Genomic DNA, 13,431 nt, shown 5'->3' with positions numbered 1-13,431 from the left:
ATTGGCTTCAGCTCAATAAATTCCATGCTTCCTCCTACCGAGTGAGAAGGCCACAGGGTGCCGCTCTCTCAGCCCTTCGGCTTAGCAACCAGCGAAGCCAAAAAAGAGAAAATAATGGCCGCCGATATCCCCGCCGAGGTCACCTCGAAAATGCCGGTTATAATTCCGATCCATCCGTGCACCCTCAGCTCCGTCAGCGCACCGTGCACCAAAGAGCTGCCGAAGCTAGTAATCGGAACAGTTGCCCCGGCCCCTGCGAACTTCACCAACGGATCGTACAAACCGACCCCATCTAGGACCGCGCCGGTCACAACCAAAGCGCACATCGTATGGGCCGGCGTCATTTTTCCCACGTCCATCATGAGCTGGCCGATCACACAGATAACTCCTCCAACCAGAAACGCCCACAAAAAAATCATCCCAGTTCACCTCCAATGCCAATTTATACTCGTTCGCGCAACGGGCGTACTCTTCGCCAGCTGATCGCCTTGCCCTATAAATCCCTTGCGCAGTGCAGGGCATTCTCTCCCCTATCACATTGCCGGACAATCCCATGCGCAGTGCATGGCATGTTCTCCCCCGTCACCTTGCCCGACAATCCCATGCGCAGTGCACGGTACGCTTTCCCCTGCTGATCACCATTTGCCTGAATCACGTTAATGCCCGCCTCCGGCGAAGGAAACTCCTATAAGCGTAAGAATCAGGTGAATAATCCCGATGAAAAATGCCGCAACCGTCCCGAACACAATGACCGAACCCGCCAGCTTAAACATATTGCTTGCAGCTCCGAGCACAAGGCCCTCGCTTCGATGCTCAAGCGCCGCGGAACTCATGGAGTTGGCAAAGCCCGTAACCGGAACGGCCGTCCCCGCCCCCGCCCACTGCGCGATTTTATCGTAAACTCCCAAGGACGTTAACAGCACCGAAACGAACACGAGTACCGCCACTGTCGGGTTGCCTGCCGTTTTTTCAGTGAAATTGAAATACTTCATAAAAAACTCCATCAGCGCCTGGCCAACCAGGCAAATCGTCCCGCCAACCAGAAAAGCTATGGCGCAGTTGCGCAGTACCGGCCTTGCAGGCTCTCTTTCTTTGGCCAGCTCTTGATATTGCTGCTGTACAGGAGACATTTTTTTCGTTTTCGTTGCCATGCTGCCCATTCCTTTGCAAATTATTGGCGTCGCACTATAAACAACCGTGGCTCACTGGTGACGACGTGCCGCGTTGTTCGTGTTCCCAGTCGGGCCTTATATCCAGAAGCTTCCACAAGGCGCACGCCTGGCGGCGAGCTGAGGCCGGGAAGCCGACCTTGATTCCAAATCGCCGCAACTTCCCACGGTGCAAACAATAAGTAAAGTATCTGCCAAAAAGTGACGGGATATTTACACAGGAATATTGGCAAATATTAGTTTTTCGCATGCCGATGCAATGCGTACCGGTTAACCGGCCTGCCTACCCCGCCGTACAGAATATCCAGTACCACCTGGTCCGATTTCTCCAATTACTCCAGATATCTGCGGGACGGACAGGAGAATACGACATCCAACATCTATACGAAGCGGCTCTATCAGGTGCAAAAATATATGACAGTCTCCAACCACGGTTATTTGGGATATGCGGTCATCGTCAACAAAAAGTTCTGGCTCAGCCTGCCCCCGGATGTTCAAGCCGAGCTTCGCGCAGCAATGGACGAAACGACCGTCTGGATGAAAGAGCTGGCCACCTCGATGAACGAATCCCAATTAAACGAGCTGAAAAAAATTCCCGGCCTGCAGATTCACGTTCTGACTCCGGAAGAGCGGCGTGCTTGGATGAAGTCGCTCGATCCGATGTACGACCAGTATAAATCGGCAATAGGCGCTCCTTTGGTGGAGAAAATCAAGGAACTCCGCGCAAAGTATCTGGACAGCGGCAGCTGAGCGAGAGGAATTAAGACCAAAACAACCTAAAAGAACTTTATGACCTTATACTTGCGCTATCGAAAGCGTTTTCATATAATAGACACAATTAAATCCGATTTAAAGCGTTTACAAAATGAAAGAGGTGTCTTTATGAGAATCAATTTTCGAAATCTGACCGTGCAGGTCCTCACCGCCATTCTGCTGGGTATAGCCGTCGGGTATTTTTTTCCGGCTTTCGGAGAGCAGCTCAAGGTACTGGGAGATATTTTCGTCAAGCTGATTAAAATGCTCATTGCTCCGATCGTATTTTTTACTGTAGTGGGCGGGATCTCCGGGATGGGAGATATGAAAAAAGTAGGCCGGATCGGCGGAAAAGCTCTCATTTACTTTGAGCTCGTGACCACCTTCGCCCTGGCGATCGGAATCATCGTCGTTAACCTGGTGGGGCCCGGACACGGCATCAACACAGCGGGAGCCAAAGGCGACGTCACCAAATTCACCAAGGCGGCCGCGGAATCCAGCCACGGGTTCATCGACTTCGTGTCGGGCATTATACCGGACAACGTCGTGGGAGCTATGGCCAAGGGCGAGCTTCTGCCGATTCTTTTCTTTGCCGTGCTGTTCGGCCTGTCCATGGCCGCTATGGGGGAAAACGCCAAGCCGGTCGTTTCTTTCTTCGACAAGCTGACCGAGGCTTTCTTCGGCATCGTTAACATGATCATGAAAGTGTCTCCTGTCGCCGCATTCGGAGCAATGTCATACACGATCGGAAAATTTGGCATCGGCTCGCTGTTCTCGTTGGGAAAGCTGATGGGCTCCGTTTACCTGACCATGGCTTTGTTCATCTTCGTCGTACTGGGAACTATTGCCAAGATATACGGCTTCAGCATTATTAAATTCCTGAAATACATCAAGGAAGAAATTCTTCTAGTGCTGGGTACGTCTTCATCCGAATCCGCCCTCCCAAGATTAATGGAGAAGCTGGAAAAATACGGGTGTTCGAAATCCGTGGTCGGCTTGGTCGTTCCCACCGGCTACTCGTTCAACCTGGACGGCACATCGATTTATCTTTCCATGGCTGCAATGTTCATCGCCCAAGCATTCGGCATCGACCTTTCGATCGGGCAGCAGCTCACCCTGCTCGGCGCCCTGATGCTTACATCCAAAGGCGCTGCAGGCGTGACAGGTTCCGGTTTCATTACGCTGGCCGCAACGTTGGCCGCTTTCCCGATGATTCCGGTGGCGGGCATAGCACTTCTGCTGGGTGTCGACCGTTTCATGTCCGAAGCCCGCGCGATCACGAACCTGATCGGAAACGGAGTCGCTACGGTCGTCATCTCCAAGATGGAAAATGAATTCCATCCAGAGCGGCAGCCGCAAGCAGCAGGACAGAAAGGTGCGGTTTCCACAGGCTCGGCTAAGGGTGCAGCGGTGTAACGGTGTAACATAACGACCAGAAATCCACAGAATAAGTACCACAAACGGGGCTATTCGGTAAGATCCGAGCTTGACAGCGCATCAAGCTGTCTAGCTCCCTCTTGCAATCAACTCAATTAAGCGGGCCTCGCCCCTTCATCCAGCCTGACAGCATTCAGCGGCCCCCACGTCAAGCGGGCGAAGCCGCGTCAACCGTACCGCTGCCGCCCAGCTCATGGAACAGCTGAACGAGCTTGAGGTGCTTGCGGAGAGATTTTTCATGGATCAGGTTCAGCTTGCCGTTCTCCATCGCGCCGAACAGCGAGACCATCGTCTCGTCCTCATGGCTCCAATCGAAATTATCCAGCATCCACAGGCTCGAAGTCCAGCCCTCGTTGTAAATATCGTTGATGAACAGGAAGCCGTGCGCATACAGCGCCAGGCTCTCCTGCATGACCCGGCTCGCCGAAGTGTATTGTGCCAGTCCCGGCTGCTCCGGCATCGAAGGCAGAACCGTGTTGAAGAACTGGTGCAGCATTTCCACATACATGGAAGGGTCTTTGCGGATTTTGCGCATCAGCTCGTAGGATGGCTGCATTTTGCCTGAGAAAAGCATGCACGCCGTGGAATACAGCCAGCTGAAGCATGTAAAGTTGCGGTTGAACGACGTGAGGTTGCTGCGTTTTTCGACGCCGGCCGCTTTCAGGAAAATATTGTGCTCAACCACCTGCTGAATGACCAGATTGAGCGGGTCGGTAGAGTCGAACGAATGGCCCAGCTCTTTACTCACCAGCTGCACCTTCGAATTAATATCGCCGAACAGCTGCTTCTCTTCCTCTTCGCTTAGGCCGATGTAAATTTGCACCGCGAGCTTCGTTTCCATCACCTTCAGACGCCGCTTTTCCAGCTGCTCCAACATGCCGCTCACCTGCTCCAGCTCTTCGACAATGGCCATGCTGTCCGGAAATTTGCGTCTTTTGATCTTCAGCGTGGCGGCGGTCCTTTCGTACCGGCGCACTTCCTTCTGCAGCTGCTCGTTCACATAGCCCAGAGCCAGGATGCGGTGCTGCCCGTCGAGGATGCTGAGCTTGGAACCATGCCTCAAATAGAGGCGCTCGTCATCCCTGCCCAGGGAGCTCACATCCCGAAGAGAAAGAGTAACCGGCCCGAAGAACACATGGTCAAGCTCTCTTTCCTGCAAATATTTTGCAATCTTCCTGCGCTGGCCCGAGCTCAATTTGCGCTGAACCATCGGATCGATTTTCGTATAGTTGAGCAGGTCCTGCACTCTCAAAGAAACCGTAGTCAGGCCGAATTTTCCGCAGAAAGGATGAATGGCCATATTTAACTCCAAACCGTCCATCAACCGACATCCTCCTTATTGCCGATAAGCAGCATTTGATTTTCGTTATAAAATTCCTTCACGAACTGATAGGCTTTGGTGATTCTGGATCTTCTGGGCAGCCTGTCCTTCTCGTCCCCGGTGTAAATCGAATCCCAATCGATATGCTGCAAAATTTTCATCGTGTGGCCGAGGCTGTAGCGGTTGAACTTGCCTGTCTTGGTTGCTTCCTCATGGAAAAACAGCGCCAGCGCAATCTGCACATTTTCACTCCAGCACAGCTCGCCCTTCGCAGGTTCGGGCATATAAGCCAGCAGCTGGTCAAAGTAAAAGGAACCCAGCCGCACATGATCATCCACTTCCTCCTGGGTAAAATGAAACCCGTTGTTCCTTGCAGCGGACTTCATCCTGCCTTCGAACAGCGCCACCAGAATTTCCACAAGCAGATGATAAGAGAACAGAAATTCAGGCGATTTGCCCCGTTCGGAGTACATATCCACGGAAAGCAGTTTGACGGAAGGGTCGTTCTCTGCCAGCTGCGTGCCCATGACATGGTAGAATCTCCGCTGATCCCGCAGTACCGCCAGGTTGCCGCCGATTTTTCTCGGGAGTTTATTGATATCGGAGAACAGCTGCCGCTCCTGGCGCGCATCGATATCCAGATAAATCATGACGGACACCGGAAACTCATAAAGCATACGCAGCTTTTCCGTGATCTCTTCCATTTTGTCGTATTCCCTCCGGTCTTTGGCTCGTGCCATCAGGCTCTGGAACGTTTCCATCAAGCGCTGAAAAGCGGCCAAACGGTGCTGTCCGTCCACAACGTACAATTTCTCGATCGGCTGAAGGCGGAGGGTTCCCTTGTCCACGTCATACACGCCGGCGCCTCTGGCGGACAGGATGATCCCTGGAAAAAACACCGGCTGCTTATGCTCCAGATACAGCATGATGTAATCCATCAGCTTCGATAAATTCCGCGGAATAATCGCACGCTGCACCTCCAGGTCCACTTCGTACATGGTAAAAAGCTTGCTCATCGGCAGGGTGGCGGAAATGGTCTTTTGCCCGAAGGTGTCGGCTATCTCTCCCGGAATCTCTACGAAAGACGTGCTCTTCTGTTGAGACAACAGCTCGGATAAAGAGTTAACGGAGTCCATCTTTTATTCCCCTTTCGCTTATCAAAAATTGGAAAATGCTTTTTCACCTAGTACTGTCCGTTTCCAGAGTGAAACATACCTGCGGGGTGCGGGAGTTCCCAACGAAATTCATAGCTTTTGTAAAAAAATCTCATACTAGGGAAAAATGATTTTTCAGTCAGGAAGGGATCGAATGATTTGGCACAACTGGTCTTTGGACCGCATCGTTATTCTTTTTGTAGGATTGGCCTACGCTTTTATCGGGCTGCAGGTTTGGTTCTCCCACTATCGGCAAAATTTTCACCATAAAATCATGTACGTTCCGGTGATCGAAGCTCCTCTCTTTTGTTTGGCGGCGGTTTTGACAGCGTTGTCGAATGCCCCCTGGCTGTACTATACAACCCTTGTACTGCTTATTGTCGGGGTGTTCAGCGGCCTGGTGGGTTTTTACCGTCATTTCAAAGGCGTCGGAGTGCGTGTCGGAGGCTACGAGCTGAGGAATTTCCTCATCGGCCCCCCGGTGATCCTCCCGCTTATATTTAGTGCGATGGGCGTGCTGGGATTGATCGCATACTGTTGGAGGCAGCCATGAACCATTCGACGCATTATCCCAGCTACAATGTGTTAAAAGAGCAGGACGAGTGGGACCCTCATACCCGCCGAATTGTGCTTTCAAGGCTGATCGGCGGCCAGGAGATTCAACTGCAGCTTGTGACCTCGGATGAATTGAGGACTCTAAGGGCCGTATGCGAGCTTCTCGTGGATGACGACAGGCCGGAGGTGCTGGATTATGTGCTGTATCACATCGACAGGTCGCTCATTAATCCCGCAGGCGAGGGCCAGCGCAAGCCTGGTGTTCCCCCGGCCGCTGAACTGATCAGAACGGGCCTGCGCAGTATGGATCTGTGGGCGGCGAACCGTCACGGGTGCCATTTCAAAAACATGGAGCCCGAGCATCGCAAGCTTCTGCTTGAGCAGTTGAGCCAGGGCCAGGCGGAGCCCGCTTCCCTATGGAACGTTCCGCAGCAGGAGCTGTTCCGCAAGCTGGTGAGTCTTACATTGGAGAGCTACTGCTCCCACCCTGCAATCTGGTCCGAGATTGGCTATGGCGGGCCCGCCTATCCACGAGGATATATAAGGGAATCGGTGAAAGAGCCGGATCCCTGGGAGGCGAAAAAAGAATGATGAGATGGAAACGCATGGATGAAGAGGTCGACGTTGTCATCGTCGGAGCGGGCGCTGCAGGAGGCGTGCTGGCCAAAGAGCTGAGCGAGGCCGGCTTCAGTGTGGTGATTCTGGACGCGGGCCCGATGCGGGATCCGCAGAAGGATTTTGCCAGCGATGAATTGAGTATGAAGGAGCTCGGATGGCTGGACACCCGGATTGTCGACGGGAACGATCCGCTGACGATGGGGCATAACAACTCAGGACGAGGCATAGGCGGCGGGACGCTGCATTTCACGGGCGTATTTCTCCGTTTTCACGAAAATGATTTCCGTGTGCGCACCGTCGACGGAGTAGGCGAAGATTGGCCGATCACGTACCGGGACCTTGAACCTTACTACGATAAAATCGAGAAAGATATCGCCGTGTCCGGGCCAAAACATTTTCCGTGGGGCAGCTTCAACGGACCTTATCCGTATCCCGAAAGGCACCCGCTAAGCCCGAACGCCAATATGTTCCAGAAAGCGTGCGAGAAGCTCGGCATCCGCTCCGTTACTTCGCCGCTCGCCATTCTGTCGGCGCCTTTCGAGGACCGGCCTCCCTGCATCAACCGGGGATTTTGCAATCAGGGATGCATGCCAAACTCCAAGTACAGCTCCCTGATCGTCCATATACCCAAGGCTATAAAAGCGGGAGCGGTCGTACTACCGGACTGCATGGTGACGCAAATTGTGATGGGCAAGGACGGACGGGCCCGAGGTGTGGAATTCATCCATGGAGGCGTCACCTACAGCCAACAAGCGAAGCTGGTAATCGTGTCCGCCTACTGCGTAGAGACTCCAAGGCTGCTGCTCAATTCCGCTACGGCGCAGTTTCCCGACGGCCTGGCCAACTCCAGCGGCTGGGTAGGCAAAGCATTCATGACTCACAGCTCTCACGATGTCTATGCGAAATTCAACGAAGAAATTCGTTTGTATAAAGGAACCCCCGTGCTGGCGACCACGCAGGAGTTTTATGCGACGTCCAAGGATCGCGGCTTCGTTCGCGGATATACGCTTCATGCACATGGGACGCGCCCGGTCGCTTTTGCGGAAGGCATTTCCAAAGCGAAAGAAGGCCCGGTCTGGGGACCAAAGCTGCGCCAGACTCTAATCGACTATAACCATTATGGGCGGGTAACGATGGTCGGGGAAGTGCTGCCGAACGAGAACAACCGGGTAACGCTCGCGGACGAGAAGGACTCTTTCGGCCTCCCTCGTGCGAAGGTTACCTTCAGCTTCGGCGACAACGATCTGAAGCTGATCGATCATGCGGTCGAATCGATGCGTTCGATTCTTAAAGCAGGCGGCGGGACGCCTGAATTCACCGTGCCGGACACCGCCCATCTGATGGGCGGGTGCCGTATGGGCAGCGATCCGCAGGCGTCAGTGGTCAACTCGTACGGACAAACCCATGACATTGACAATTTGTTTGTCTGCGACGCCAGCATCTTCGTTACTTCCGGAGGCGGAAATCCAACCAACACCGTGATGGCCTTGGCGGCCAGAACAGCGGATTATATCAAGCAAAAGGCAAGACAGAAAGAGCTTTGAAGGTCGCAGCATGCCCACCATATGTCCACCGCCGGTTCGCCTGCATGCCCTCGGGTTTTGATGCAGCCGGCTGGTTTGTTCAAGATTACTGAGCCGTTCACCTGCCGGTTGCTATCATGTGACATTCCTGCCTTCCTCGTTGTCAACGCATACCCTTGCCCCGCCGCTTCAGCGGGATTAAAATAAGAGAGAAATTACCATCTGCTTCCTCACCAACCGGCAGCGCCGGCGCAAAAGGAGAATGGAATATGGCAATCGTTGAAATTACTGTAGTTCCCATCGGAACGGCTACTACCAGTTTGAGCGGCTATGTCGCAGATCTGGTCAAAGAACTCGAATCGGCCAAGGGGTCGATCAAATATGAATTGACCTCCATGAGTACTATAATTGAAGGTTCGTTGGACGACGTGTTCGCCGTCATACGCAGGCTGCATGAGGTTCCCTTCGCAAACGGCGCCGCCCGCGTCTCCACCTCGATCAAGATCGACGACCGAAGGGACAAATCCTCCTCCATGGAGCAGAAATTGAAGTCGGTATCGGACAAGCTGCATCAGTTAAGAGACAATTGACGCCCGCAACAGGCATATTTCGTTAATCCCTATGGACAATAATCGGGATCGTATTTCAGGTTTGGAGGGAATCGAATTGACGAAAAAGAATAACAACAATACCCAAAACACCGCGAATTCTACAAGGAATGCCGCTGAGACAGGTGAGCCCAACACTGCAAACGCAGTGGCCCACGGCGGCAAATTCGGAAGCGACCAGACTCTCTCCGAAAACTTGACCGAGTCCACCGAGGACAAGCAATAACCACACTCGATCTTCGGCGCCAAAGTGCAACAAGTGAAACAAAATGTACGACGTGCACCAAAGGCGCCAAGTGCACCACGCCACCAAGTGCACACGCAGACCACGCGCACCACCTACATTAAGTACACCACGTGACCACCTACATCGAGTGCACCACGTGCACCTCGCATAAAGACCCGATGGGGTCTTTATTGTGTTTAATCTCCCGTTATGACAGCTCCGCTGATCCTGCCTCCTTCTCTCACTAACCATTCACCTGTCTCCCAATCCGTTGGCCTCTGTTCATTGCGATAATAAAGGTCCACTCGAATTGATAGAGACTCGCGCCACGGGGAATCAATAGTCACACTCCGAAAAATTTTGTTCAACAACATGTCCGTTCACACGGACGTACAGATCAGTCATTGAAAAAACGTTTCCTGCCCAGACAGTATCCTCTGTGTCCAAACACTCTTTTTCCAAATACGGCACATTCTCCTCTAATACAATTTTATTTGAAATGGATAATCTTCCACATATCACTTCAATTGGCACCGGTGTGTTTAAAACAATTTGAGGATCGGCCACGTTGCCAGTTCGAAGGATTGCCGGAATGAACAGGAAACGTCTGGATGAGGCCGGGATAAACGATGAAGGTATTGATCACGATCGGCATGAGGAGTATGATGTATCTATTGTGTTTTTTTCTTTGAAAGGAGAATTGAAAACTTCATGAATGAACTGTCAAGGGCAAAATCATTTGGCCTCATATCCTTCCTTGTTGTAGTGTGGGGAGCTTGCTGGCCGATTTATAAAATAGCTCTGGATTACACACCGCCTCTTCTGTTCGCCGGAATGCGCACCGTGCTGGGGGGCTTGCTGCTCGCTGTTTTGTTGTTTCCGAGAAGAAACCTTATCCGCTGGAGACAAAACTGGCCGGTTTACGTGATCTCCTCCGTGTTCAATGTCATATTATTTTACGGGCTGCAGACGGTCGGTTTAATATCCATGCCCTCAGGCTTGTTCTCTGTTCTGGTCTACCTTCAACCCGTACTTGTCGGCATATTCGCCTGGATGTGGCTGGGAGAGCCGATGACGCCCGCCAAAATTATCGGGTTGATCATCGGCTTCCTCGGTGTCGCAACGGTCAGTGCAGGCGGCTTCACCGGCCACATTGCCGCTGCGGGAATCATACTTGCCTTGATCACCGGCATCAGTTGGGCGCTCGGCACCGTCTATGTCAAAAAAGTAAGCGGCCGCGTCGATTCCCTTTGGCTTGTGGCGTTTCAATGCTTCCTAGGGGGGATGGTGCTCACGGCGGCCGGATCCTTCTCGGAAAAATGGACAGCCATCGTCTGGAACGCTCCCTACTTATTCGGCCTTATTTTTGGCATAGTCGTCGGTATTTCGGCTTCCTGGGCAGTCTATTTCAAGCTTGTCAATTCAGGCGATGCCAGCAAGGTTGCATCCTATACTTTTCTCGTTCCGCTGATCGCTGTATTTACCGGTACCTTATTCCTCAAGGAGCCTTTTACGATCAACTTGGTGATAGGGCTTTTCCTGATCGGGTTCAGTATCTATCTGGTGAACCAGAAGTCCTCAGAGCAGAAGCAAATTGAAAAAATGATGAATTTAAAGAAAGAATACAGATAAGCTCGGGCTATCAACGTTCATGGAAAACGACTTTGCATTTTCAACTAAAAAGGTTATGCTTAATGCAAGGGGTGAATTCCAATGGCAAAAAGCGGCTCACGGAAAAAGCGGGATAAACAGGCGAGGCAAAAAGGATATAACATTGATGCAATGAAGCGTGGCGGCCAAAACCTTCAAATTGACATGTTGACCCGAATGACAAAAACAAAGATCGGCAAAGCCGCCCAAAACAAACACAAAAAGCGCATCTTCTCCGAGTTCGATAAGGAGACGGCGCTTTTTAATTTGGTTTTCATCCTGCCCGTAACATTCACCCGTCCAGCCCCCGGCGGTCCTCGCTGTGCGTGAAATTCCTATTCATGAGCCCAACCGCAAAGCGCCGTAACCAAACCAACTAATACTGTATACCTAGTTTTCCTCTTACAATTAGAATAACTGCCACAAAAAAATATTTTTTATTTTGTAAAAGGGACTATTTTACTAGTTCTATAGTCTATAATAAAAAATGTTGAAACATCTTTGGGAGGCAAAAATTGGCATGCTTATTTCCACTGGACATGAAAAAGATAATTTATTAGATTTTTTTCCAGCCTGGATGTCACAAGAAATGTACGATACTACTTTCTCTTTTATCGAGTCTCTTACTGAAAAAGATGTGTCTCTTCTAGCACATTCAAACAATGTAGCTAATTATGCGATGATGATTTCCTGTGAATTGGATGGATCGACGGAGGAATGCTTCAAATATTATTTGGGGGGCCTGCTGCACGATGTCGGGAAACTGGGAATACCGGAATCCATTTTATTCAAACCGTCCAGGCTGACTGAAGAAGAGTATGACATTATCAAGAAACACCCTCAAAGCGGCCATGACACTTTAAAGAACTGCGACGTGTTCAAGGAACATCATCAAATACTGGACATAGTTCTTTATCACCATGAAAGATTTGACGGCAGCGGCTATCCGATGAAACTCAAGGGTGAACAAATCCCGCTCGCCGCCAGAATATTGGCCATTGCCGATTCCTTTGACGCCATGACCACGCCGCGTATTTACCGTAAGGAAAGAGATATGGAGTACGCTGTGAATCAAATAAGCGAAAATATGGGAACCCAGTTTGATCCGGAAATTGCAGATGTGTTTTTGAATGTAATTGCCAGAGAAAAAAATAAACCTCCCGCTTTGCAATTCCAAACATTGGAGTGTATGAAAAATGGAAAAATGGAATGCCGTTCCTAGCCTGAAAGAACTTCATATTCAACCAGGTCATACAGTCGATGAGCAAGAATCATTAGGGGATTTTGTAGATAAGATAAAAGCGCAAAAATCGTCGAACCGCACATATGTTGTCATGAGCGGCACGAAGCCGGTCGGAATTATCCGCAGTGTGGATATGTTTCGTTTGTTAGGGACACTGTATGGCGTAGCATTGAATTATAAAAAGCGGTTAAACGAGGTGATGTATTCCAATATTCTCATAGTCGACTGGACTATGAAGGTAGATGAAATGTCAAGACAAGCCATGGCCAGAACCTATGAAGATATCTATGATGACATTGTAGTAACCCGGGACGAGCAGTTTATCGGTGTCATACCCGTGTATGAACTGCTGACTTTCATGACTGAATATAAGCTTAAAGAAGCAGTGCAGCAAAACCCTTTAACCGGGCTTCCGGGAAACGAGCGTATTCATGATTACCTCATTTTCAAAATTGAACAGAAAGAGCCGTTTTCCATCATTTATACAGATGTAGACCATTTTAAATCTTATAATGACGTATACGGATTCAAATACGGTGACGACGTTCTCAAATGGGTCGGCAGGATTCTTACCTCATTTCATTTTTCCGACCAGTTCGTTGGACATATCGGCGGAGATGATTTTGTCACATGTGTTTCCCCGAATCATTCAGAGCAATATTGTAAAAAGGTAATTGAAGTGTTCGAAATCGAGAAAAAGCATTTTTATTCCGCTGAAGATTATTCAAATAATTATATCCAATCTTTGGACAGGGACCATAAAATCAGGAACTTTCCGCTTATAAGTTTATCCATGGCGATTTTGAATATTTCCTCAGATAAAACCATAGAGCTTTCCGAGATTTCACGAACAGCCGCCAAATTTAAAAAGCACGCAAAGCAAATACAGGGAAGCAATTATATCAAGGTCCCGGAAACTTACACTGTCAGTCAATAAGGGCTCTTTCATATAAAATACACCTTAAGGCCGTCCGCAGCGCACTTAAGCCGCAGTATTTTTTATTGCGGCTTTTCGCTTGCAATTTCGCCCATATCTTCTGCCGTTACATTGCCGATATGAAACGCAGCAAGCTGCCGGCGAAAACGGCGGCAGCTTGCTGCGTCAATCTTATGCTAATCGCAATCCTTGTTGGCAAACAAAACGCTTATGAAACAACTACGGACGGCTTTAACC

The 13,431-nt window shown here is 50.5% G+C and carries 15 protein-coding genes and 1 pseudogene; 11 read left to right on the top strand and 5 right to left on the bottom strand.

Annotated elements, in window-relative coordinates; genetic code table 11:
• Nucleotides 1-68: 68 nt before the first annotated feature.
• The 3 genes and pseudogenes from spoVAE to ACZ5N7_RS02035 all read right to left on the bottom strand — a co-directional run.
• Nucleotides 69-419, bottom strand: coding sequence for a stage V sporulation protein AE (gene spoVAE, locus ACZ5N7_RS02045; protein WP_464656944.1), 351 nt, complete (start codon nucleotides 417-419; stop codon nucleotides 69-71).
• Nucleotides 420-656: 237 nt separating this feature from the next.
• Entirely contained in the window at nucleotides 657-1,151 is a 495-nt protein-coding gene (spoVAC, locus tag ACZ5N7_RS02040; protein ID WP_464656942.1) for a stage V sporulation protein AC, read from the bottom strand.
• Between the two features lie 254 nt (nucleotides 1,152-1,405).
• Nucleotides 1,406-1,522 (bottom strand): annotated as a pseudogene (locus ACZ5N7_RS02035) (two-component system response regulator); the annotation flags it as partial.
• 49 nt (nucleotides 1,523-1,571) lie between these two features.
• Between ACZ5N7_RS02035 and dctP the strand changes: the two are divergent.
• The gene (dctP, locus tag ACZ5N7_RS02030) at nucleotides 1,572-1,919 is read left to right on the top strand and encodes a TRAP transporter substrate-binding protein DctP (protein WP_464656940.1); all 348 of its coding nucleotides are present in this window, start codon (nucleotides 1,572-1,574) and stop codon (nucleotides 1,917-1,919) included.
• Nucleotides 1,920-2,051: 132 nt separating this feature from the next.
• Nucleotides 2,052-3,338, top strand: coding sequence for a dicarboxylate/amino acid:cation symporter (locus tag ACZ5N7_RS02025; protein WP_464656938.1), 1,287 nt, complete (start codon nucleotides 2,052-2,054; stop codon nucleotides 3,336-3,338).
• A gap of 169 nt (nucleotides 3,339-3,507) precedes the next feature.
• Here ACZ5N7_RS02025 and ACZ5N7_RS02020 read toward each other — a convergent pair whose 3' ends face one another.
• Nucleotides 3,508-4,680 (bottom strand): DNA sulfur modification protein DndB, encoded by a 1,173-nt coding sequence (locus tag ACZ5N7_RS02020; protein WP_464656936.1) that lies wholly within the window; start codon nucleotides 4,678-4,680, stop codon nucleotides 3,508-3,510.
• Complete coding sequence (locus ACZ5N7_RS02015; protein ID WP_464656934.1) at nucleotides 4,680-5,816, bottom strand: DNA sulfur modification protein DndB; 1,137 nt, start codon at nucleotides 5,814-5,816, stop codon at nucleotides 4,680-4,682. The genes ACZ5N7_RS02020 and ACZ5N7_RS02015 overlap by 1 nt, the downstream gene beginning before the upstream one ends.
• A 172-nt stretch (nucleotides 5,817-5,988) precedes the next feature.
• On the opposite strand from ACZ5N7_RS02015, the gene ACZ5N7_RS02010 reads away from it, so the two are divergent.
• The 9 genes from ACZ5N7_RS02010 (at nucleotide 5,989) to ACZ5N7_RS01970 (ending at nucleotide 13,194) form a co-directional block, all read left to right on the top strand.
• On the top strand, nucleotides 5,989-6,387 hold the full coding sequence (locus ACZ5N7_RS02010) for a hypothetical protein (RefSeq protein WP_464656932.1): 399 nt from the start codon (nucleotides 5,989-5,991) through the stop codon (nucleotides 6,385-6,387).
• Nucleotides 6,384-6,980 (top strand): gluconate 2-dehydrogenase subunit 3 family protein, encoded by a 597-nt coding sequence (locus ACZ5N7_RS02005; RefSeq protein ID WP_464656930.1) that lies wholly within the window; start codon nucleotides 6,384-6,386, stop codon nucleotides 6,978-6,980. The genes ACZ5N7_RS02010 and ACZ5N7_RS02005 overlap by 4 nt, the downstream gene beginning before the upstream one ends.
• Entirely contained in the window at nucleotides 6,980-8,551 is a 1,572-nt protein-coding gene (locus ACZ5N7_RS02000; protein WP_464659109.1) for a GMC family oxidoreductase, read from the top strand. The genes ACZ5N7_RS02005 and ACZ5N7_RS02000 overlap by 1 nt, the downstream gene beginning before the upstream one ends.
• A 248-nt stretch (nucleotides 8,552-8,799) precedes the next feature.
• Nucleotides 8,800-9,120, top strand: coding sequence for an MTH1187 family thiamine-binding protein (locus ACZ5N7_RS01995; protein WP_464656928.1), 321 nt, complete (start codon nucleotides 8,800-8,802; stop codon nucleotides 9,118-9,120).
• A 76-nt stretch (nucleotides 9,121-9,196) separates the two neighbouring features.
• A complete protein-coding gene (locus ACZ5N7_RS01990; protein WP_464656926.1) occupies nucleotides 9,197-9,364 on the top strand; it encodes a hypothetical protein in 168 nt (55 codons plus the stop codon).
• A 711-nt stretch (nucleotides 9,365-10,075) separates the two neighbouring features.
• Complete coding sequence (locus ACZ5N7_RS01985) at nucleotides 10,076-10,996, top strand: DMT family transporter (protein WP_464656924.1); 921 nt, start codon at nucleotides 10,076-10,078, stop codon at nucleotides 10,994-10,996.
• An 81-nt stretch (nucleotides 10,997-11,077) separates the two neighbouring features.
• Nucleotides 11,078-11,344, top strand: a complete 267-nt coding sequence (locus tag ACZ5N7_RS01980; protein WP_464656922.1) for a hypothetical protein — start codon at nucleotides 11,078-11,080, stop codon at nucleotides 11,342-11,344.
• A gap of 190 nt (nucleotides 11,345-11,534) precedes the next feature.
• Nucleotides 11,535-12,236, top strand: coding sequence for an HD-GYP domain-containing protein (locus ACZ5N7_RS01975; RefSeq protein WP_464656920.1), 702 nt, complete (start codon nucleotides 11,535-11,537; stop codon nucleotides 12,234-12,236).
• The gene (locus ACZ5N7_RS01970) at nucleotides 12,211-13,194 is read left to right on the top strand and encodes a GGDEF domain-containing protein (protein WP_464656918.1); all 984 of its coding nucleotides are present in this window, start codon (nucleotides 12,211-12,213) and stop codon (nucleotides 13,192-13,194) included. Before ACZ5N7_RS01975 ends, ACZ5N7_RS01970 begins: the two co-directional genes overlap by 26 nt.
• The last annotated feature ends 237 nt before the right edge of the window (nucleotides 13,195-13,431 follow it).

It is taken from the genome of Paenibacillus sp. JCM 18996 (genome assembly GCF_055392555.1).
Note: the sequence above shows the minus strand (reverse complement) of the source record. Positions and strands in the feature narration are given on the sequence as shown.

Excerpts from the sequence above, each read along its gene's own strand:
- spoVAE (WP_464656944.1), bottom strand. The coding sequence starts at position 419 with ATGATTTTTTTGTGGGCGTTTCTGGTTGGAGGAGTTATCTGTGTGATC.
- spoVAC (WP_464656942.1), bottom strand. The coding sequence starts at position 1,151 with ATGGCAACGAAAACGAAAAAAATGTCTCCTGTACAGCAGCAATATCAA.
- ACZ5N7_RS02025 (WP_464656938.1), top strand. The coding sequence starts at position 2,052 with ATGAGAATCAATTTTCGAAATCTGACCGTGCAGGTCCTCACCGCCATT.
- ACZ5N7_RS02020 (WP_464656936.1), bottom strand. The coding sequence starts at position 4,680 with ATGGACGGTTTGGAGTTAAATATGGCCATTCATCCTTTCTGCGGAAAA.
- ACZ5N7_RS02015 (WP_464656934.1), bottom strand. The coding sequence starts at position 5,816 with ATGGACTCCGTTAACTCTTTATCCGAGCTGTTGTCTCAACAGAAGAGC.
- ACZ5N7_RS02010 (WP_464656932.1), top strand. The coding sequence starts at position 5,989 with ATGATTTGGCACAACTGGTCTTTGGACCGCATCGTTATTCTTTTTGTA.
- ACZ5N7_RS02005 (WP_464656930.1), top strand. The coding sequence starts at position 6,384 with ATGAACCATTCGACGCATTATCCCAGCTACAATGTGTTAAAAGAGCAG.
- ACZ5N7_RS02000 (WP_464659109.1), top strand. The coding sequence starts at position 6,980 with ATGAGATGGAAACGCATGGATGAAGAGGTCGACGTTGTCATCGTCGGA.
- ACZ5N7_RS01995 (WP_464656928.1), top strand. The coding sequence starts at position 8,800 with ATGGCAATCGTTGAAATTACTGTAGTTCCCATCGGAACGGCTACTACC.
- ACZ5N7_RS01985 (WP_464656924.1), top strand. The coding sequence starts at position 10,076 with ATGAATGAACTGTCAAGGGCAAAATCATTTGGCCTCATATCCTTCCTT.
- ACZ5N7_RS01980 (WP_464656922.1), top strand. The coding sequence starts at position 11,078 with ATGGCAAAAAGCGGCTCACGGAAAAAGCGGGATAAACAGGCGAGGCAA.
- ACZ5N7_RS01975 (WP_464656920.1), top strand. The coding sequence starts at position 11,535 with ATGCTTATTTCCACTGGACATGAAAAAGATAATTTATTAGATTTTTTT.
- ACZ5N7_RS01970 (WP_464656918.1), top strand. The coding sequence starts at position 12,211 with ATGGAAAAATGGAATGCCGTTCCTAGCCTGAAAGAACTTCATATTCAA.